18 protein-coding genes are annotated in these 18,530 nt (G+C 43.3%); 17 read left to right on the top strand and 1 reads right to left on the bottom strand.

The window, feature by feature from the left end:
• The first annotated feature begins 333 nt into the window (after nt 1–333).
• A complete protein-coding gene (locus tag H8704_RS10745) occupies nt 334–1,695 on the top strand; it encodes an MATE family efflux transporter (protein ID WP_118676276.1) in 1,362 nt (453 codons plus the stop codon).
• 52 nt (nt 1,696–1,747) lie between these two features.
• Here H8704_RS10745 and H8704_RS10740 read toward each other — a convergent pair whose 3' ends face one another.
• On the bottom strand, nt 1,748–2,167 hold the full coding sequence (locus tag H8704_RS10740; protein WP_249298262.1) for a hypothetical protein: 420 nt from the start codon (nt 2,165–2,167) through the stop codon (nt 1,748–1,750).
• 273 nt (nt 2,168–2,440) lie between these two features.
• Between H8704_RS10740 and H8704_RS10735 the strand changes: the two genes are divergently transcribed.
• The 16 genes from H8704_RS10735 (at nt 2,441) to H8704_RS10660 (ending at nt 18,464) form a co-directional block, all read left to right on the top strand.
• Entirely contained in the window at nt 2,441–3,229 is a 789-nt protein-coding gene (locus tag H8704_RS10735; RefSeq protein ID WP_022463906.1) for an ABC transporter permease, read from the top strand.
• Nucleotides 3,230–3,297: 68 nt separating this feature from the next.
• On the top strand, nt 3,298–4,038 hold the full coding sequence (locus tag H8704_RS10730) for an ABC transporter ATP-binding protein (protein WP_022306126.1): 741 nt from the start codon (nt 3,298–3,300) through the stop codon (nt 4,036–4,038).
• A 72-nt stretch (nt 4,039–4,110) separates the two neighbouring features.
• The gene (locus tag H8704_RS10725; RefSeq protein ID WP_249298261.1) at nt 4,111–5,466 is read left to right on the top strand and encodes a L,D-transpeptidase family protein; all 1,356 of its coding nucleotides are present in this window, start codon (nt 4,111–4,113) and stop codon (nt 5,464–5,466) included.
• Between the two features lie 239 nt (nt 5,467–5,705).
• Nucleotides 5,706–7,739 carry an LTA synthase family protein gene (locus H8704_RS10720; protein WP_249298260.1) on the top strand — a complete coding sequence of 678 codons (2,034 nt, stop codon included), beginning with the start codon at nt 5,706–5,708 and terminating at the stop codon, nt 7,737–7,739.
• A gap of 192 nt (nt 7,740–7,931) precedes the next feature.
• Entirely contained in the window at nt 7,932–8,759 is an 828-nt protein-coding gene (locus H8704_RS10715; RefSeq protein ID WP_249298259.1) for a sigma-E processing peptidase SpoIIGA, read from the top strand.
• Between the two features lie 18 nt (nt 8,760–8,777).
• On the top strand, nt 8,778–9,524 hold the full coding sequence (gene sigE / locus H8704_RS10710; RefSeq protein WP_118676260.1) for an RNA polymerase sporulation sigma factor SigE: 747 nt from the start codon (nt 8,778–8,780) through the stop codon (nt 9,522–9,524).
• 105 nt (nt 9,525–9,629) lie between these two features.
• Nucleotides 9,630–10,406 carry an RNA polymerase sporulation sigma factor SigG gene (gene sigG, locus H8704_RS10705; RefSeq protein WP_249298258.1) on the top strand — a complete coding sequence of 259 codons (777 nt, stop codon included), beginning with the start codon at nt 9,630–9,632 and terminating at the stop codon, nt 10,404–10,406.
• A gap of 52 nt (nt 10,407–10,458) precedes the next feature.
• Nucleotides 10,459–10,725, top strand: coding sequence for a YlmC/YmxH family sporulation protein (locus H8704_RS10700; RefSeq protein WP_118676256.1), 267 nt, complete (start codon nt 10,459–10,461; stop codon nt 10,723–10,725).
• Between the two features lie 71 nt (nt 10,726–10,796).
• The gene (gene nrdR / locus H8704_RS10695) at nt 10,797–11,249 is read left to right on the top strand and encodes a transcriptional regulator NrdR (protein ID WP_022463899.1); all 453 of its coding nucleotides are present in this window, start codon (nt 10,797–10,799) and stop codon (nt 11,247–11,249) included.
• Between the two features lie 146 nt (nt 11,250–11,395).
• Entirely contained in the window at nt 11,396–12,952 is a 1,557-nt protein-coding gene (locus H8704_RS10690; RefSeq protein WP_249298257.1) for a YifB family Mg chelatase-like AAA ATPase, read from the top strand.
• On the top strand, nt 12,949–14,043 hold the full coding sequence (dprA, locus tag H8704_RS10685; RefSeq protein ID WP_022463898.1) for a DNA-processing protein DprA: 1,095 nt from the start codon (nt 12,949–12,951) through the stop codon (nt 14,041–14,043). Before H8704_RS10690 ends, dprA begins: the two co-directional genes overlap by 4 nt.
• A 47-nt stretch (nt 14,044–14,090) precedes the next feature.
• Nucleotides 14,091–16,163: a type I DNA topoisomerase gene (gene topA, locus H8704_RS10680; RefSeq protein ID WP_249298264.1), complete on the top strand. Its 2,073-nt coding sequence runs from the start codon at nt 14,091–14,093 to the stop codon at nt 16,161–16,163.
• Nucleotides 16,164–16,230: 67 nt separating this feature from the next.
• Entirely contained in the window at nt 16,231–17,010 is a 780-nt protein-coding gene (locus H8704_RS10675) for a GTP-sensing transcriptional pleiotropic repressor CodY (protein ID WP_022463896.1), read from the top strand.
• A 122-nt stretch (nt 17,011–17,132) separates the two neighbouring features.
• Nucleotides 17,133–17,531 (top strand): flagellar basal body rod protein FlgB, encoded by a 399-nt coding sequence (flgB, locus tag H8704_RS10670; protein WP_022463895.1) that lies wholly within the window; start codon nt 17,133–17,135, stop codon nt 17,529–17,531.
• Nucleotides 17,532–17,581: 50 nt separating this feature from the next.
• Nucleotides 17,582–18,028: a flagellar basal body rod protein FlgC gene (gene flgC / locus H8704_RS10665; RefSeq protein WP_022463894.1), complete on the top strand. Its 447-nt coding sequence runs from the start codon at nt 17,582–17,584 to the stop codon at nt 18,026–18,028.
• 103 nt (nt 18,029–18,131) lie between these two features.
• Nucleotides 18,132–18,464, top strand: coding sequence for a flagellar hook-basal body complex protein FliE (locus H8704_RS10660; RefSeq protein ID WP_022463893.1), 333 nt, complete (start codon nt 18,132–18,134; stop codon nt 18,462–18,464).
• Nucleotides 18,465–18,530: the final 66 nt, after the last annotated feature.

Below are 18,530 nucleotides of genomic sequence, written 5' to 3'. Positions count from 1 at the left end.
GAAAAAGAACTATTATATAAATGGGTAAAGTTATTATGAACCAGCGGCATAGAGAAACATAGAATATACGGAGCCTGAATTATATGACTTGAAAAATGAAACGAATGAAGCATACAGAGACTTGGTTTAAAATTAGATTATCTTTATAAGAAAGAATTATGATAAGATTATGAATAATGCCACTGTACTATATAAATAAAAGTTAAAGAATGATACAACCACGGGATATGTAAAATATGTAAAATTTACTCTTCCTTACCAAGAGATTGAAGAGCGGTGTAAACGATATGGTGTTTCGGAATATAGTAATAACAAATGAAGTGAGGCGTAAAAATGAGTACACAACAAAAGAAAAGCAAATATGAGATTGACATGTGCAACGGTTCCATACTGGACAAGCTGATATCCTTTTCCATTCCATTAATGCTGTCCGGAATTTTGCAACTGTTATTTAATGCGGTGGACATTATCGTGGTGGGGCGGTTTACCGGAAGCGAGGCGCTGGCTGCAGTGGGATCAACGACAGCGCTGATCAACGTATTTGTTAATTTTTTTATTGGGATTTCTCTGGGATCGAATGTGCTGGCGGCGAGATTTTATGCCGCCGGGAAGGATAAGGAGATGTCAGAAACGGTACATACGGCGATCACGCTGGCTCTGATCAGCGGCATTGTCATGGGAATTGTAGGCGTGGTGTCTGCGAAGGGGGCTTTGCAGCTGATGGACACGCCGGATAATGTACTGGATCTTTCCACTTTATATATGCGTATTTATTTTGTGGGGATGCCATTTTTTATGTTGTATAACTATGGAGCCGCTATCTTAAGGGCAGTAGGGGATACAAAGCGTCCGTTGATGTTTCTGATCGTGTCCGGTGCTACGAACGTGGTATTAAATCTGATCCTGGTGATCCGGTTTCATCTGGGAGTAGCCGGAGTTGCGATCGCAACCGTGATCTCTCAGGGGATATCGTGTGTATTAGTGCTTCGCTGTCTGTATTATTCGGAGGGAAGTTATCAGCTTCGGTTTTCCAAACTTGGTATGAAGGCGCGCTATGTAAAGCAGATCTTTCAGGTGGGTGTGCCGGCAGGAATCCAGAGCACGATTATTAACTTCTCAAATGTATTATTGCAGTCCTCGGTGAATTCCTTCGGATCTGTTGCCATGGCAGGATATACGGCTGCCAATAATATCCTGGGATTTTTATATGTGTCCGTCAATTCCATTACACAGGCATGTATGAGTTTTACCAGCCAGAACTACGGTGTGCGCAAGTTTAAGAGAATGGATAGGATATTGCTGGAATGTCTGGGGCTTACGGTGACCGTTTCCTTAATATTCGGAGGAGGTTCCTATTTATTTGGCTCGGAGTTGATGCACATTTATACGAAGAGTGCAGATGTGGTGGCTTGTGGTACGGATATTATGCTGTACACCACTGTGACATATTTCTTATGTGGGATTATGGATCTGTTTCCGGGAGCACTCAGGGGAATGGGACATTCTGCGGTGCCAATGATTCTTTCTGTGGTTGGAACGGTTGGAACGAGAATAGTATGGATATACTGGGTATTTCCGCAGCACAGAGCATTGGATTTTTTGTTTATTTCATATCCGGTGTCATGGATCTTAACGATCGTGATGCAGGTGATCTGTTTTTACTTTGTCCGAAAAAGAGTACACGGAAAGGATTGAAACATATCTGTTTGACATACAAATTATCGTCGTGATTTCATTTTCGTCTGAATTACCAGTCCTCAATATCATCAAGATTGACAACTTCCGGTGTGCCAGCCGGTTCTGCCTCTGTACCGTCATTGTCGGAGGACTGATCGGTGGTCAGAGCCTGAATCTGCTCATCGGTAATCTCCGAAGGATCTCCAATTACCTCGGGTTCGGTATCCTCCGTCTGATGTTTCTCCGCCTCTTCCCGGGCACGGCGCAGGATAGATTGGATCTCATCATCTCTGTTGTTGATGGGATAGGCTTCCTCCTCGTTATTACAAAGATAATATTTAATAATATGACCACTATATAAAGCAACGGTACTGCCGTTGCATACATCACTGTTTCTTTGGTATGGAAGATTATCGTACATTTCAATGCCGTAATCTAATGTGCCGTCGTATTTCTTGGAAATGCCGGCTTCACGATTGAGCTGTATCATAGAAAAGACTTCCTTTCCGATGGGATGTTGTCTGAAAAACGTCCCTTCCTATGCTTGTACTTTATCATATAGCAGCGGTGGGGTCAATAGAGTTTGTGGGAGGAATTTCCCAAAATCAGGAGTGAATTAACAATACTCACAAAATCAATAAATTGACTTTTCGCTATCTTATGTTATAATTAGCACCGAGTGTCCTGTCATCACAGGACAGGGGAAACGATAATTGAAAATGAGTTGTCATATGGTATCCGTGTGGCAGAAATGAGGAAATCTATGGGAAAAGCAAAACAGATTGTTAAGAATTTTACAAAGTACAATAATCTATTGTATGAATTGGTCAAGAAAAATATCAAATTAAAGTACCGCCGTTCGTATCTGGGAATTCTTTGGACCCTGATCGAGCCGTTATTAACTATGATCGTTCTGACCATTGTCTTCGGTACGTTCTTTAATAAAGGTACAAAGCAGTTCCCTGTATATGTACTGACAGGACGTCTGTTATTTTCCTTTTTTCAGTCAGCGACAAAGGCGGGGCTCAAATCCGTCAGCGGCAATGCCTCGATGATCAAAAAAGTCTATGTACCCAAGTATATATACGTTGTTTCTTCGGTGGTTTCCAACTTTTTGATCTTCCTGATCTCGCTGGTGGTTCTGGTGGGAGTAGCCGTTGTGCTGAAGGTGGAGCCGACGATCTATCTGTCACAGGCATGGATCCCGTTGATCATTTTGTTTGTGATGTCTTTAGGTACCAGCCTGATCTTAGCGACACTTAGTGTATTTTTCCGGGATGTGGAATATATCTGGGGTGTTGCCTGTATGCTTGTTATGTATGCATCTGCCATTTTCTATCCGGTGGAAAAGATCATTAAGAGCGGTAAGGGCTGGGTATTCAATATCAATCCGGTATATATGTGTATCGCTAATTTCCGAAATTCCGTATTGTACGGAGTTCCAATGAATATGCAATATTGTGTATTGTCGGCAGGAATTGCTGTTGTGCTTTTGGTGATAGGAATGGTTCTTTTCTATAAGAAACAGGATGATTTCATTTTGTATCTGTAATCAGATATTATAAACAGAAATGCCGGGCAGCCCGGTGGAGTTGCATCATTGCAGGAATGGAGAGTTCAATGAAAAATAATGTTGCCATTAAGGTTAAAAACGTAGGAATGCGTTTTAATCTGAGTCAGGATCGTGTGGATAACCTGAAAGAATATATGATCCGTTTTTTAAAGAGAGATCTGCATTTTAATGAATTCTGGGCCTTGAGAGAGATCAATTTTGAGGTGAAAAAGGGAGAGCGTCTGGGAGTACTGGGATTGAACGGATCCGGTAAAAGTACCCTGTTAAAGATTGTTTCCGGTGTATTGAAGCCGACGACAGGTTATGTACAGACCAAAGGGAAGCTGGCACCTCTTCTGGAACTGGGAGCAGGCTTCAGTCAGGAGTATACCGGCAGAGAAAATATCTATCTGTACGGTGCTGTTCTGGGATATTCCAAGGAGTTTCTGGATGAGAAATTTGATGAGATCGTAGATTTCTCTGAGCTGGGAGAGTTTATTGATGTACCGATCAAGAATTATTCCTCCGGTATGAAATCCCGTCTGGGATTTTCGATTGCGACTGTCGTAGAACCGGAAATTCTGATCCTAGATGAGGTGTTATCTGTAGGAGATAAAAAATTCCGCCGCAAGAGTGAGAAAAAGATCATGGACATGTTCGATAAGGGAGTGACCGTGCTTTTCGTTTCTCATTCTTTGGAGCAGGTACAGAGAATCTGCGACCGAGCGATCATTTTGGATGGTGGTCATCTGGTAGCGAAGGGTCCGGTTGACAAGGTGGCAAGAATTTATAAAAATATGACAGAGTAACCCATATATTTCAGAAGTAATCATGCCGCTTCCAAAATGAGAAATGGATTTTTCAATGATAGGAGGAGAACGATGAAAAGCAATAACAGTATAGCTCGAAGGATTCTTGTAATGGTTCTTACAGTGGCTGTCTGTGTGACAATGCTGGGAAATTCTTCCAGAGTCAGTGCAGCCTCTGCATATCAGATCAAGATCAATAAACAGCAGAACTGTGTGACCATTTACAAATCAGGAGCCAATGGAAAGTATAAGCCGGTAAAGGCAATGGTATGTTCTACCGGTTATGCGACGCCGGTCGGCACATTTCCGCTGGGAGAGAAAATGCGCTGGCATACATTAATGGGTCCATGTTATGGTCAGTATTGCACCAGAATTCACGGAGGCATTTTATTTCATTCTGTCTGGTATTACAAGCAGACACCGTCATCATTATCTGCTTCGGCGTATAATAAGCTTGGTGTGACCGCATCTCATGGATGTGTCCGGCTGAGCGTAGCAGATGCCAAATGGATCTACGATAATGTACCTTCCGGTTCTCCGGTTACGGTTTACAATTCATCAAATCCGGGTCCGCTCGGCAAGCCGTCTGCGATCAAATTGCCGTATTCCAGCACATGGGATCCGACGGATGTATGGAGCTCCGGTAATCCATGGAATAAGAAAAAGCCAAGTATTTCCGGTACCAAAAACCAGACGGTACCATATAATGGTACATATTCTGCTAAAAAAGGTGTCACTGCCAAAAATACCACAGGATATGATGCAACATCCCGGTTAAAGGTTTCTGTTCGTTATCATGGAGCGGATGTAAAAAAGGTCGATACAAAAAAGCCGGGAGTTTATAAGGTGATTTATAAGCTCAGAGATGAGATTGGACGTAAGGTTCAAAAGATCGTTAAGGTGAAGGTGACTTCCAGCCTTCCGGCACCAAAAATCAGCAATGCACAGGATATTTATGTGAAGTCTGCAGATCAGCTTACCAGGGGAAGAGCATTAAAGAATGTAACAATTACCCAGAAGGGAAAAAAACTTGCACGCAAATATATTAAAGTTATCTTTAAAAAGCAGAAAAAGGGTGTTTATAAGGTGACTTATAAGGCACAGAATGCAAGTGATCTGACAGAAGTTTCCGTGAAGGCATATGTAGACAGTCAGGCACCGGAGATCACAGGGGTAACGGATGGCGGAACATATCCGGTAGATTCATCTGTTCACGTCAATGAGAAATATGCAAGATCCTTGATCGGTGTATCTGATAATGTATCTGCATTGAAGACCTCGGATGTTCAGGTGAAGATTACAAATCAGGCAGACGGAAGCTATCATGTGATTTATGAGGTTCAGGATCAGGCCGGCAATAAAACAAAGGTTACGATCCATCTTACGGTATCTGCAGCCCAGCCGGCAACAGGTGCGGCAGTACAGTAGAAAAAGATGTTTTATGAAGTATGATAGGAAAGAGGATGACTTCATAAAAATTTAAGAAAGACATTATAAAAAGTTCGTGCAATTAGAAATGGAAAGTGATATACTATCGGCGTGAGCAGGTGCTGCATCTGCCTGCCGGTAGTATATTTATGTAATGGAAAATTGCATGTACAGCAGAGTGTGCGATTTTTGAAAAATCATTTTTATAAAAATAAGCTTGATATAAAGGAAGGTTTGTTATGGGAGAAAAATTATTACGAGTAAAGAAGTTTTTTACTTTTTATGTTTTTTTGCCGGTGATTCTGGATATTGTCATTGAGAGCTTAAATAGAAAATCAGTCTTTTCTGCATTTTCTTATATGGTTGACAAGCCGTTTTTATTTATGTTTAATGTATTGATCATTATGCTGACCCTGTCGGTCGCTATGTATTTCAAAAGAGAGATATTTGTATTGACATTGATGTCCGTAGTATGGCTGTTGTTTGGTGTCATCAATTTCGTGATCCTGCATTTCCGGGTGACACCGTTTTCAGCCGTGGATTTTACGTTGATCAGCAGCGCGATCAGTGTATCCGGTCATTATCTGACTGCATTTAATGTGATGATGATATTTTTTGCAATTGCTATTTTGGTGATTTCCCTGATCTGTCTGTTTAAAAGGACGCCATGCTTCCAGAAAAACACCACCAAAAAAGCATATATGCTTTCAACGCTGGTTATCCTGACACTGGCAGCGGGGATTGTGGTGATGCATAAGTCCAGCACCTCTGTTCAGGCACTGGCCGAGAATTATACCAATATTTCTGAGGCGTATGAAAATTATGGATTTGTTTATTGCTTCGCAAACAGTATCATTGATACCGGTATTAAGAAACCGGAGGATTATTCTGAGGAGTCCATGGCACAGATTAAGGATTCTATTAAGGATACCGGTACAGACGAGCCGGAGGTGAAGCCGGATATTGTGATGATCCAGCTGGAGTCGTTTTTTGATATTTGTGATGTGAAGGGAGTCAGCTTTTCCAGAGATCCCCTGCCTAATTTTCACCGTCTTCAAAAGGAGTATTCCAATGGTCAGCTGACAGTGCCGACAGTGGGGGCAGGTACCGTAAATACCGAGTTTGAGGTGCTTACCGGTATGAGCCAGCATGATTTTGGTGTCAGCGAGTACCCATATAAAACAGTATTAAAAAGCAAAACTTCCGAAAGTATCTGCAATGATCTGGCACAGATCGGTTATTCCAGTCATGCGGTACACAACAATACAGCAACCTTTTATGGACGCAATAAGGTATTTTCTAATCTTGGTTTTGACAGCTTTACGTCTGTAGAGTATATGAACAATATCACATTAAACCCGAATGGATGGGCGAAGGATGATGTGATGGTAGATGAAATTTTGAAGACTCTGGATGATAATAAAAACAAATCGGAGTTCACCTTCGGGATTACCGTGCAGAGTCATGGAAAGTACAATGATGTAAAGACAGACTCTAAGGATCCGGTAAAGGTGTATAATGCTCCGACGGGAAAGGAAGAGTCGTATGAATATTATGTCAATGAGATCGATGAAGTAGATCAGATGATCGGTAAGTTGGTATATGCTCTTGGAAAGCGGGAAAAGCCTACTGTGCTTGTACTTTATGGAGATCATCTGCCGAGTCTTGATCTTTCCAATGAAGACCTGGAGGACGGCAGTCTGTACGAGACGCAGTATATTATCTGGAATAATTACGGACTAAAAGAAAAGGATCAGGATCTGAAGGCATATGAGCTGTATCCGGAGGTGCTTGATCGGATTGGAATTCATACAGGTGTGATCACACAGTTTCATCAGCAGGCGGACCGCAGCAGTGACACTTATCAGACGGATCTGAAAGCATTGGAGTACGATCTTCTTTATGGAGAGAATTATATTTATGATGGAGAAGTGCCATTTACTGCAAGTAATCTGCAAATGGGAACAAATCCACTGAAGATTGCAGATGTATATCAAAAGGATGGGGAATATATTGTCCGGGGAGATAATTTTACTCCGTACTGCAGAGTGTACTTTGACGGAAAAGAGCTGGAATCCCAGTGGATTGATGAGCATCATTTGAAATTGAAGGATGTACCGGAGCGTTCCGACCGTAAGCAGGACAAACAGAAGAGCTATGAACCGGATGAGATTCCAAATTCCTTTGTGGTGGAGGTTCAGAATGGCGATGGTGTGAAGCTGAGTTATAGTAATAATCTGCGTTGGAAGAATACGTCTTTGGGGAAGAAGTAGGTTTCCAAGGAGACGTGGCAGAGTGACAGAATATCATAAACTATAAAATGAAAAATGTTGACTGGAAAAGTCGTGTTTTGTCGAGATGACAGACACGACTTTTTTTCTTTTCGCCTCTGTTTGACATTTTTCTCAAGAAGGCTTGCATATAATTATTTTTAGAAAACGGAAAGGAGATGACAGAATGATCAGATGAGAATTGCATTTTATTGGGATATCTTCTGGCTTTTGAACTTCATAATGAACCTGTTTCTGTTGGGGATGACGGCAATTATAAGACGAAAGTATCTCAGAAAATGGCGTCTTATAGGAGTATCTCTGCTGGAAAGCGGTCAGATGACAGCAGTGCTTGTATGGTGGCTGCAGCAGTTGAAAGAGCATAATGGTAAAAATGAAATTCTTTTCTGGCAGAATGGTATGCCCGCCGGCCTGATCGTGTTGGAAATTTTATTTGCTTTTGAAATGCTTCAGTTTTGTTTTTGGGAGAAACAGTTCCGGGAATTATTAAAGGATCTGCTTTATTTTCTTCAGGTGAGCGTTTTGACAGGGGGAGCATTATTATTATGCAGAGAGTGGATGGGAAAAGAGCATACTACAGGAATATGGACACTGTTTGCAGGAACGGCCGGGATATGGCTGGTGTTTTATATTATGGAACGTTATCTGCGGCAGGGGGATAAAAGGGTAAATACCATGGACGGCGTGATCATTATGGGAAACGGCAGACGTTATCCTTTGCGGGTTATGCTGGATACCGGCAACTGTCTTGTGAGCCCTTATAGTGGAGAACGGGTTATGATCATTGGAGAGACACTGGCACAACAGTTGGAAATAACGAAAACCCGGCCTCCTCTTTTAATTCCTTTTCAGTCCATTGGAGGGGACGGGATGCTGACAGCATACCGGATTCCCAGACTGTCTCTGCAGGATGGCTCGGAGGTACGGAACTTCCTTGCGGCAGTCAGTCCCAAATTGTCAGAAGATTCTGCAGTACAATTGATTATGTATGGCAGAAAATAAAATAGAAAGGATGAAAGAATGATTAAAATAAGCATGCCAAATAAATTTCAGCTTCGTATTATGCCGGAGCTGCGCGGATGGTTTCTACCGAAAAAGGGAGGAGAGATCCATTATATCGGCGGAGCGGAAATCCTTCCGGCGCCGTTTAGCAGAGAAGAGGAAAGCAAAATACTTGATCTTTTGGGAACGGAAGAGGATCAGAATGCCAGAAGTCGCCTGATTGAACATAATCTGAGGCTTGTGGTGTATATTGCTAAAAAGTTTGATAATACAGGGATTGGTGTGGAGGACCTGATCTCTATTGGAACGATTGGACTGATCAAGGCAATCAATACCTTTAATCCTCTGAAAAATATCAAGCTTGCCACATATGCCTCCAGATGTATTGAAAATGAAATATTAATGTATCTGAGGAGAAACAATAAGGTCAAAATGGAGGTGTCCATTGATGAACCCCTCAATGTGGACTGGGACGGAAATGAACTGCTGCTTTCCGATATTCTGGGGACAGATGAGAATATTATTTCCAAAAATCTGGAGGAGGAGGTAGACCGGAAACTTCTGCGGATGGCATTGGATAAGCTGGGAGAAAGGGAGCGGATGATCATTGAGCTTCGTTTTGGGCTGAACACAAAGGATGGGACAGAGAGAACACAGAAGGAGGTGGCTGATTTACTTGGTATTTCCCAATCCTATATATCCAGGTTAGAAAAGAAGATCATTAAAAGATTGAAAAAAGAGATCATGCGTCTGGAACAGGTATAAAAAAAGCGGAATCGCAAATCCTACTTACATAGCCGGTAATCATAACCGGCGGCTCACGGCAGCTCTGGCTGTACAGAAAATTCTTTCGCAGAATGGAGAACGCTCATGGCAATGTATAAAGTAGAGATTTGCGGGGTAAATACATCCCAGTTACCATTGTTGACGAATGAGGAAAAGACAGAATTATTTGAAAAGATACAACAGGGGGACAAAGAGGCGAGAGAGAAGTTTATTAAGGGAAATCTCCGGCTGGTATTAAGTATTATCCAGCGGTTTTCCGGCTCTAATGAAAATGTAGACGATCTGTTTCAGATCGGGTGTATTGGGCTGATGAAAGCCGTTGATAATTTTGATACTACACTTAATGTAAAGTTTAGCACCTATGCCGTACCCATGATCATCGGTGAGGTGAGAAGGTATCTCCGGGATAACAACAGTATCCGGGTCAGCAGATCCATACGGGATACGGCATATAAAGCAATTTATATGAAAGAATCCATGATGAAGGTCTCGGATAAAGAGCCTACGGTGGAGGAGCTGGCTCAAAAGCTGGAGATTCCGGCACAGGATATTGTGTTTGCACTGGATGCTATTCAAAGTCCGGTATCCCTTTACGAGCCGGTTTATGCCGAAAGTGGGGATAATCTTTATATTATGGATCAGATCAGTGATAAAAAGAATAAGGAAGAAAAGTGGGTTGAGCAGATCTCATTAAAAGCAGCGATTGACCGCTTAAGCCAGAGAGAACACAGGATCATTGAACTGAGATATTTTGAAGGAAAAACCCAGATGGAGGTGGCGCAGGAAATACAGATTTCACAGGCACAGGTGAGCCGGCTGGAAAAAAGAGCTCTCCGGTCCATGAAAAATTATCTTGCATAGAGACTGAAATTTTGCATAAGCTTAAGTAATCCTCGAAAAATGGAGTGATTTTATGCGGATGTCAGAGTTGAGGGAAAAGGAAGTGATCAATATCTGCGACGGCGAGAGACTGGGAAATGTTTGTGATGTGGATTTCGAGATAAAAACAGGTCGGATCTGCAATCTGATCATCCCCGGTCCATGCAAGGTGCTGGGGATTCTTGGAAGAGATCAGGAATATATTATTTCCTATGAGCAGATCCAGCGGATTGGGACAGATGTGATCCTTGTGGAAGCAGAACGGGAAAAGTGCCTGAAAAAATGCCAGTGGGACGAATAAAAATATCTGCTTGCATTTTTTGTTTGTTTGAACGATAATGTTGCTAAGAACAAAAGATGGAGGTAAAAGGCATGAAATGTCCGTATTGTGGGGAGGACGATACAAGGGTGATCGATTCCAGACCGGCAGATGATAATTCATCGATCCGGCGCAGGAGACAATGTGACAAGTGTGGAAAGCGTTTTACAACTTATGAAAAGGTTGAGGCAATTCCTTTAGTTGTTATCAAAAAGGATCAGAGTAGGGAAAGCTATGACAGGACAAAGATTGAGAGTGGTGTATTTCGTTCATGTCATAAGCGTGCCGTATCCATCGATCAGATGAATGCATTGGTTGATCAGGTGGAGGCAGAGATCTTCAATCAGGAAAAAAGAGAAATTCCCAGCAGCTATATTGGTGAGCTTGTGATGGATCATCTGGAAAAGCTGGATCCGGTTGCCTATGTGAGATTTGCTTCCGTATACCGCGAGTTTAAGGATGTCAGCATCTTTATGGATGAGATCAAAAAAATGCTCAATAAATAATAGGGATTGTTTTTTGATACCAGCAGTGTTATAATGCTGAAAATGACAGACAGGTTTTCGACTGATGTGTCGTGAAGCCTGTCTTTTTCTTTTGTGAAGTATATACTGAGGGGAAGCTTCTTTTGCCGCAGGCGAAAGGAGTCAATATGTATAGCAAAACATTTAGCGTGGCGATTCAGGGAATTGAAGGCCACATGGTTCAGATTGAGGCAGACATATCTGATGGGCTGCCTGTTTTTTCTTTGGTAGGGGACCTGTCCTGCGAGACGAAGGAGGCCAAAGAACGTGTTCGTGTTGCATTGCAGAACACGGGCTTTCGTTTTCCTCCGAGGAGGGTGACGGTCAATCTTTCACCGGCAGATATCCGGAAGGATGGTACAGGTTATGATCTGGCGATCGCAGTTGCGGTATTATCTGCGTACGGTTATATTTCCAAATCTGATTTTAATGATATATTGTTTATTGGAGAGCTGAGTCTGGAGGGGGAAGTGCGTCCGGTAAACGGGGTATTGCCTATGGTATATGCGGCTCTGGCCCATGGAGTAAAATACTGTATTTTGTCTCGGGACAATCAGGAGGAAGCATCTGTGGTACGGGAGATGAAGGTTATCGGTGTCACAAATCTCAGGCAGGCTGTGGATCTGTTAGAGGGAGATTTAGACAGAACGGTGTACCGGCCATCCGGAGGTCGTACCGGGGCAGAGCAAACGGATCCAACAGAACCGGATTTTAAAGAGGTACTGGGACAGGAAACGGCGAGAAGAGCTGCGGAGGTGGCAGCAGCCGGAATGCATAACCTGCTGTTGATCGGTCCGCCGGGATCCGGCAAGTCTATGATCGCCGGGAGAATGAGTGGCATTTTACCTGCAATGACCTTTGAGGAACAGATGGAAATATCACAGATCTACAGTGTGGCCGGACTGTTGTCCGGCGAGACGCCGCTGGTAACAAAACGTCCGTTTCGTTCTCCGCATCATACGGCGACACAGAGAGCGTTGATCGGAGGAGGCACTTACCCCAGACCGGGAGAGATCAGTCTTGCATCAGGCGGTGTCTTATTTCTGGATGAGCTTCCGGAGTTTGAGAGAAATACTCTGGAGGTCCTTCGTCAGCCACTGGAAGATGGATGGGTCCATGTGTCGAGACTTCGGGGAAGCTGCAGGTATCCGGCGCATACGCTTCTGATGGCTGCCATGAACCCGTGCCGTTGTGGATGGTATCCGGACCGTAAAAAGTGTAACTGCACTCCGGGGCAGGTGCGAAGATATCTGGGCAGGATCAGCCGGCCTTTGCTGGACCGGATTGATATCTGTACGGAAACAATGCCGTTGGAGTATCATCAGCTGGAGGAAGATAGCGCCTGTCAGGAACCGGATTCTTCTGCAATGATCCGTAAACGGGTAGAAAAAGCACAAAAACTTCAATGGAAGAGGTATGCGGAGGAAGCATTTTGCCATAACTCCGACCTGACGCCGCAGAAAATAAAACAGTATTGCCGGATGTCTCAGGAGGCATCGGACTTTCTGAAGTGTATCTTTCAAAAAATGGAATTTAGCGCCAGAGCATATCATAAAATTTTAAAGGTTGGACGAACTATTGCGGATCTTGCCGGCAGTGACCGGATTGAAAAAGAACATATTTCCGAGGCTGTTTTTTACCGCTCCATCGACAGAAGATACTGGGGGGAGGGGGGAAGGTCATGAAGAAAGTGCAATATGAATTCTGGCTTTCCTCTATTCCCGGAATTGGATGTCGAAAGATTAAAGCGTTATTGGAACGATTTGGAGCTCCGGAGGATATTTTCCGGCTGAAAAGAGAACAGCTGCAGGAAATTTCTTCGCTGCGCACAAAAGACATAGAAACGCTGATGGCATCCCGGAATACTGATCAGATTCAGAAAGATTGGGAGGAGCTTTGTAAAAAAGAAATTCATTTTACAAGTCTGTCGCATCCGGATTATCCGGACAAATTAAAACATATACCGGATCCTCCGTATTCCTTATTTTACAAGGGAAGCCTTCCGGCAGGAGACATACCTTCAGTCGCTGTAGTAGGAGCGCGCAATGTCAGTCACGCAGGCCTGGAAACAGCCAGACAGTTTGGAAGAGAGCTGGCGGAAAATGGGATTGCTGTGGTGAGCGGTCTGGCGAGAGGCGTTGATGTTACTGCACAGAATGGTGTTCTGACTGTGGCGGGAGGCAGAACATATGGTGTTCTTGGCTGTGGAATTGACCGGTGTTATCCTGAGAATCATATCGAAAGTTATATGCTGATGCAGGAAAACGGAGGGGTGATTTCAGAGTTTTGCCCCGGAATGCTGCCGTATCCCGCAAATTTTCCTATGAGGAACCGGATCATCAGTGGATTGTCGGATGGAATTCTGGTGATCGAGGCGGGAAAGAAAAGCGGTTCCCTGATCACGGCAGAGCTTGGGCTGGACCAGGGGAAGGAAGTGTTTGTGGTGCCGGGAGACATTTATAACCCCTGTTATATTGGGAGCAATCAACTGATCCAAAGTGGGGCGGCCCTTGTCACAAAAACGAGGGATATTCTTGATGGATTAGGGATATTTATGGATGAAGATGCGTCGGTCCGGAAGAAAAAATGTGAGGTTATGCTTGAAACGTCTGAAAAAATAGTGTATTCTTATTTAGGTTTAGAGCCGATTCATATATCGGAGCTTGTCCGGATATCCGGATTATCGGTACAACGGACAGTGAATCTGTTGCTATCTATGGAACTCAAAGGGGTAGTCAGACAGGTGGGAAACCAGTATTATGCAATAGTGCTGTAAGTATTTCAAGAGAGGATACTGCAGTGTGAAAGGATGGTATGGAGAAAATGGCAAAAAATCTTGTGATTGTCGAGTCACCATCAAAGGCGACGACTATTAAAAAATTTCTTGGAAGTTCCTATGAGGTAATTGCGTCGAATGGACATGTCAGAGATTTGCCAAAAAGTCAGCTTGGGATTGATGTGGATAATGATTTTGAGCCAAAGTATATTACCATTCGAGGAAAAGGAGAATTACTTGCCAAACTTCGTAAGGAAGTAAAAAAGGCAGATAAAATATATCTCGCAACTGACCCGGACCGCGAGGGAGAGGCGATATCATGGCATTTGATGACAGCGTTAAAGCTGGAAAACAAAAATACAAGCCGTATCACCTTTAATGAAATTACTAAAAATGCAGTAAAACAGGCAATTAAGCAGGCAAGGCCGATCGACACGAATCTGGTGGATGCACAGCAGGCGAGACGTGTTTTGGATCGTCTGGTAGGTTATAAGATCAGCCCGGTGCTGTGGGCAAAGGTAAAAAGAGGTTTAAGTGCAGGCCGTGTACAGTCGGTTGCCCTGCGTATTATTTCTGATAGAGATGCGGAGATCAATGAGTTTATCTCCAAAGAATACTGGACTTTAAATGCAGATTTTTATATGGATGGTGAGAAAAAGCCGTTGAATGCGGAATTTTACGGTACTCATTCCAAGAAAATGACAATTGAGTCAGAGAAGGAGATGGATGAGATCGTTGCTTCTCTGAAAAAAGCTGATTTTCATGTGGAGGATGTCAAAAAATCCCAGAGAACCAAGAAGGCTCCACAGCCATTTACGACAAGTACTCTGCAGCAGGAGGCTGCAAAAACATTGAATTTTTCCACACAGAAGACCATGCGTCTGGCGCAGGGGCTTTATGAAGGTGTGACGGTAAAGGGCAGAGGCAGCATAGGTCTGATCACATATCTTCGTACGGATTCCACCCGTATCAGCGAGGAGGCAAAGGCTGCTGCAAAGGACTACATTACAGAAAATTACGGACAGGAATATCTGGCAGAGGGTGTAGCTGAAAAAAAGTCCGGCAAAAAGATCCAGGATGCCCATGAGGCAATCCGTCCGTCTTATATTGATCTGACACCGGCACAGGTAAAGGAATCCCTGAACAGAGACCAGTTCCGTTTATATCAGTTGATCTGGAAGCGTTTTATGGCAAGCCAGATGGCAGCTGCAAAATATGAAACTACTTCTGTTAAGATCGATACTGATAAATATCGTTTCACAGCGGCTTCCTCTAAGGTCGCTTTTCAGGGATATCTGAATGTATATCAGACGGAGGAAGATAAAGTCGAAAAGAAAACCCTTTCGAAAAATATTACAAAGGGTGCTGTAATGAAGGCTGAAAATCTGGAAAAGAAGCAGCATTTTACACAGCCACCGGCACATTTTACCGAGGCTTCCCTTGTTAAGACGCTGGAGGAACTGGGAATTGGACGTCCAAGTACCTATGCGCCGACGATTTCGACGATCATCAATCGTCATTATGTGGCGAAGGAGCAGAAGCAGTTATATGTGACAGAGCTGGGAGAGGTTGTAAACAGTATTATGAAGAAATCATTTCCAAGCATCGTTGATGTAAACTTTACGGCTGCGATGGAGGGGCTTCTGGACTGTGTAGAGGACGGAACCGTTAAATGGAAGACTGTCATTGAAAATTTCTATCCGGATCTGAAAGAGGCGGTTGATATTGCACAGAAGGAACTGGAGGAAGTAACCATAGAGGATGAGGTCACAGACGTGATTTGTGAGGAATGCGGCAGAAACATGGTGGTTAAATACGGACCTCATGGAAAGTTCCTTGCTTGTCCGGGATTTCCTGACTGCCGCAACACAAAGCCGTTTTTTGAGAAGATCGGCGTAGAATGTCCGAACTGCGGTGGGGATCTTGTAATGAAAATGAGCCGAAAGGGCAGACGGTATTTTGGCTGCATGAATTTTCCGGAATGCGATTTTATGACCTGGCAGAAGCCATCGGCAAAGAAATGTCCGCAGTGCGGCGGACTTATGTTGGAAAAGGGCAGTAAACTGGTATGTATGGATGAACAGTGTGGTTATGTGGAGGCAAAACCAAAAGAGAAATAGATTTTGCTGGCATAGAATAATGTCGTGGGGTTGACCGGAGGATGCTCCGGATGTATGGAGGGGTACCATGAGCTTAGAGCTGTTAGATAAAACACGCAAAATATACCGTCTGCTAAACCGGCAGGAATCAGAAAAAGTAGATTTTAATGATTTTTGCAGGATGCTGTCTCAGGAGATGGAGGTTAATGTGCTTCTTCTCAGCCGGAAAGGTAAGATTCTGGGAATGAGGGTGAGAAAGGATATACCGGTGATACCGCAGATACAGGATATCAATTATGGAGATTATCTGCAGAAGGATATCCATGAGCGTATTCTGAATATATTGTCTACCAAAGAAAATGTAAATCTGCTGACCCTGGGATTTAATTTTGACCAGGTGCAGGATTATCAGACAATGGTGGCACCGGTCAATATGGCGGGGAAGAGACTTGGAACACTTTTTGTATATCGCCGGTCAGGGGTGTTTTCCATTGACGATATTATCCTGATGGAGTATGGAATGACTGTGATTGGCCTTGCCATGCAGAGGGCAGAGAGTGAAGAGCTTTCAGAAGAGCAGCACAAAGAAAATGATGTGCGCGCAGCAATCAGGACTTTATCCAGACTGGAGGCAAAAGCAATGCTTTATGTGCTGGATGAGCTGGAAGAGTCGGATAAAAATATGCTGATCACAAGCCGTCTCGCAGATCAGGTTGGCATTACACGGTCCGTAATTGTGAACGGACTAAAAAAATGTGAGAGTGCCGGAATCATCTGTACGCGGTCTGCCGGGATGAAAGGAACAAGCATTCATTTATTAAATGAGTTATTTACTCCGGAGATGATCCGAAACTGTATGGGAGAGTAAAATCTGCAAATAGGTCTTGTTTTTTTTATGATTTTCTTTATAATTATAAGTAGTGTAATTGTGTTTAAAGTAAGACGAGATCTGTAGTAGAGATGCATGTTACATAGATGAGGAGGTTTTCCATGATTTCATCAGGAGCATATAATTATATTAATGTGTTGGAAAAAACCGCAGATGCAAGCTGGCTGAGGCATTCTGTTATTTCCAACAATATTGCCAATGCAGATACGCCGACCTACAAGCGTAAGGATGTTAATTTCCAGAGTTATCTGGAGGAACAGCTGAGCGGAGGTGTGTCTCTGGATGATGAAGTGGCAGATGCAGAGCTGGATCTGCTCAATGGCAGTATATATACAGATTACAGTACCGTAAGCTATCGTCTGGATGGCAATAATGTGGATATTGATACAGAGAATTCTTATATGGCGCAAAACCAGATTAAGTATTACACGGTACTTGATTCCATATCACAGGAGTTTTCCAGACTGCGCAGTGTGTGCAAGAGCGGAAACGGTTCGTAATGACAGACATAGTTGATTGATGATTGGTTTCGGAAAGGATGAGGAGATAAATGGGTGTATTTTCTGCATTTGATGTAAGTGCCAGTGGTATGACGGCACAGAGGACACGCTTGGATGTGATTTCCCAGAATATTGCCAATGTAAATTCCACACGGGATGCCGATGGAAATATTTATAAACGGAAAACAGTTGTGTTTCAGGAAAAGGCATATTATTCCTTTGATGATGCATTGACATCTGCAACGGGGATGTATGGTAAGGTTGGAAACGGCGTAAAGATCCGGCAGATTTCAGAGGATACCGATACGGAGGGAAGAATGGTTTATGATCCATCGAATCCCGATGCAGACGAGAATGGTTATGTTACATATCCAAATGTCAATACAGTGACCGAAATGACAAATATGATTGACGCAAGTCGTTCCTATGAGGCGAATGTTACGGCGTTTAATGCAGCAAAAAATATGGCTCTGAAGGCATTAGAGGTCGGTAAATAATATTGATATATCAGCGCAGTCCAAGGAGTGGAAAGACGCTGCATAGAAAACGATCATCCGTTGCGGAGCAAATGACGGATCGGTCAAAGAATGGAGAGTATATATGGAATTATCAGCACTATCAAATGTGGATTTGATCAATGCTTTTAAAGTACCGGAGATATCGTCGTCCTTGGATGACAGTTCTACGGGAAAGGTACAGGGGAATGGAGCTTTTGAGGCATTGTTTAATTCTGCGGCCAATATGATCAGTGATGCCAATGATTACAGTAATGCGGCTGAGGTGGAGGAAATGAAGTATTCGATGGGAGAGACAGAGAGTATTCATGATCTCCAGATTGCGCAACAGAAAGCTAATATTTCATTACAATATGTCGTGGCGGTGAGAGACTCTTTTATGTCGGGCTACAGAGAATTGATGAACCTGCAGTTTTAATGTATAATGAAGCATTGAAAAGCGGAGAAGGGTCATCAATTGGAGAGCAAAGACAAATGTTAGGAG

The organism is Jutongia huaianensis, assembly GCF_014384985.1.
GTDB classification, from domain to species: domain Bacteria; phylum Bacillota; class Clostridia; order Lachnospirales; family Lachnospiraceae; genus Jutongia; species Jutongia huaianensis.
Note: the sequence above shows the minus strand (reverse complement) of the source record. Positions and strands in the feature narration are given on the sequence as shown.

What these genes read in the sequence shown, in the direction of transcription:
- sigG (WP_249298258.1), top strand. Translation starts at nt 9,630, where the DNA reads ATGGCAATGTATAAAGTAGAGATTTGCGGGGTAAATACATCCCAGTTA.
- H8704_RS10675 (WP_022463896.1), top strand. Translation starts at nt 16,231, where the DNA reads ATGAGCTTAGAGCTGTTAGATAAAACACGCAAAATATACCGTCTGCTA.
- H8704_RS10740 (WP_249298262.1), bottom strand. Translation starts at nt 2,167, where the DNA reads ATGATACAGCTCAATCGTGAAGCCGGCATTTCCAAGAAATACGACGGC.
- H8704_RS10700 (WP_118676256.1), top strand. Translation starts at nt 10,459, where the DNA reads ATGCGGATGTCAGAGTTGAGGGAAAAGGAAGTGATCAATATCTGCGAC.
- H8704_RS10745 (WP_118676276.1), top strand. Translation starts at nt 334, where the DNA reads ATGAGTACACAACAAAAGAAAAGCAAATATGAGATTGACATGTGCAAC.
- H8704_RS10660 (WP_022463893.1), top strand. Translation starts at nt 18,132, where the DNA reads ATGGAATTATCAGCACTATCAAATGTGGATTTGATCAATGCTTTTAAA.
- topA (WP_249298264.1), top strand. Translation starts at nt 14,091, where the DNA reads ATGGCAAAAAATCTTGTGATTGTCGAGTCACCATCAAAGGCGACGACT.
- sigE (WP_118676260.1), top strand. Translation starts at nt 8,778, where the DNA reads ATGATTAAAATAAGCATGCCAAATAAATTTCAGCTTCGTATTATGCCG.
- flgC (WP_022463894.1), top strand. Translation starts at nt 17,582, where the DNA reads ATGGGTGTATTTTCTGCATTTGATGTAAGTGCCAGTGGTATGACGGCA.
- H8704_RS10690 (WP_249298257.1), top strand. Translation starts at nt 11,396, where the DNA reads ATGTATAGCAAAACATTTAGCGTGGCGATTCAGGGAATTGAAGGCCAC.
- H8704_RS10735 (WP_022463906.1), top strand. Translation starts at nt 2,441, where the DNA reads ATGGGAAAAGCAAAACAGATTGTTAAGAATTTTACAAAGTACAATAAT.
- H8704_RS10725 (WP_249298261.1), top strand. Translation starts at nt 4,111, where the DNA reads ATGAAAAGCAATAACAGTATAGCTCGAAGGATTCTTGTAATGGTTCTT.
- H8704_RS10730 (WP_022306126.1), top strand. Translation starts at nt 3,298, where the DNA reads ATGAAAAATAATGTTGCCATTAAGGTTAAAAACGTAGGAATGCGTTTT.
- H8704_RS10715 (WP_249298259.1), top strand. Translation starts at nt 7,932, where the DNA reads ATGAGAATTGCATTTTATTGGGATATCTTCTGGCTTTTGAACTTCATA.
- dprA (WP_022463898.1), top strand. Translation starts at nt 12,949, where the DNA reads ATGAAGAAAGTGCAATATGAATTCTGGCTTTCCTCTATTCCCGGAATT.
- flgB (WP_022463895.1), top strand. Translation starts at nt 17,133, where the DNA reads ATGATTTCATCAGGAGCATATAATTATATTAATGTGTTGGAAAAAACC.
- nrdR (WP_022463899.1), top strand. Translation starts at nt 10,797, where the DNA reads ATGAAATGTCCGTATTGTGGGGAGGACGATACAAGGGTGATCGATTCC.
- H8704_RS10720 (WP_249298260.1), top strand. Translation starts at nt 5,706, where the DNA reads ATGGGAGAAAAATTATTACGAGTAAAGAAGTTTTTTACTTTTTATGTT.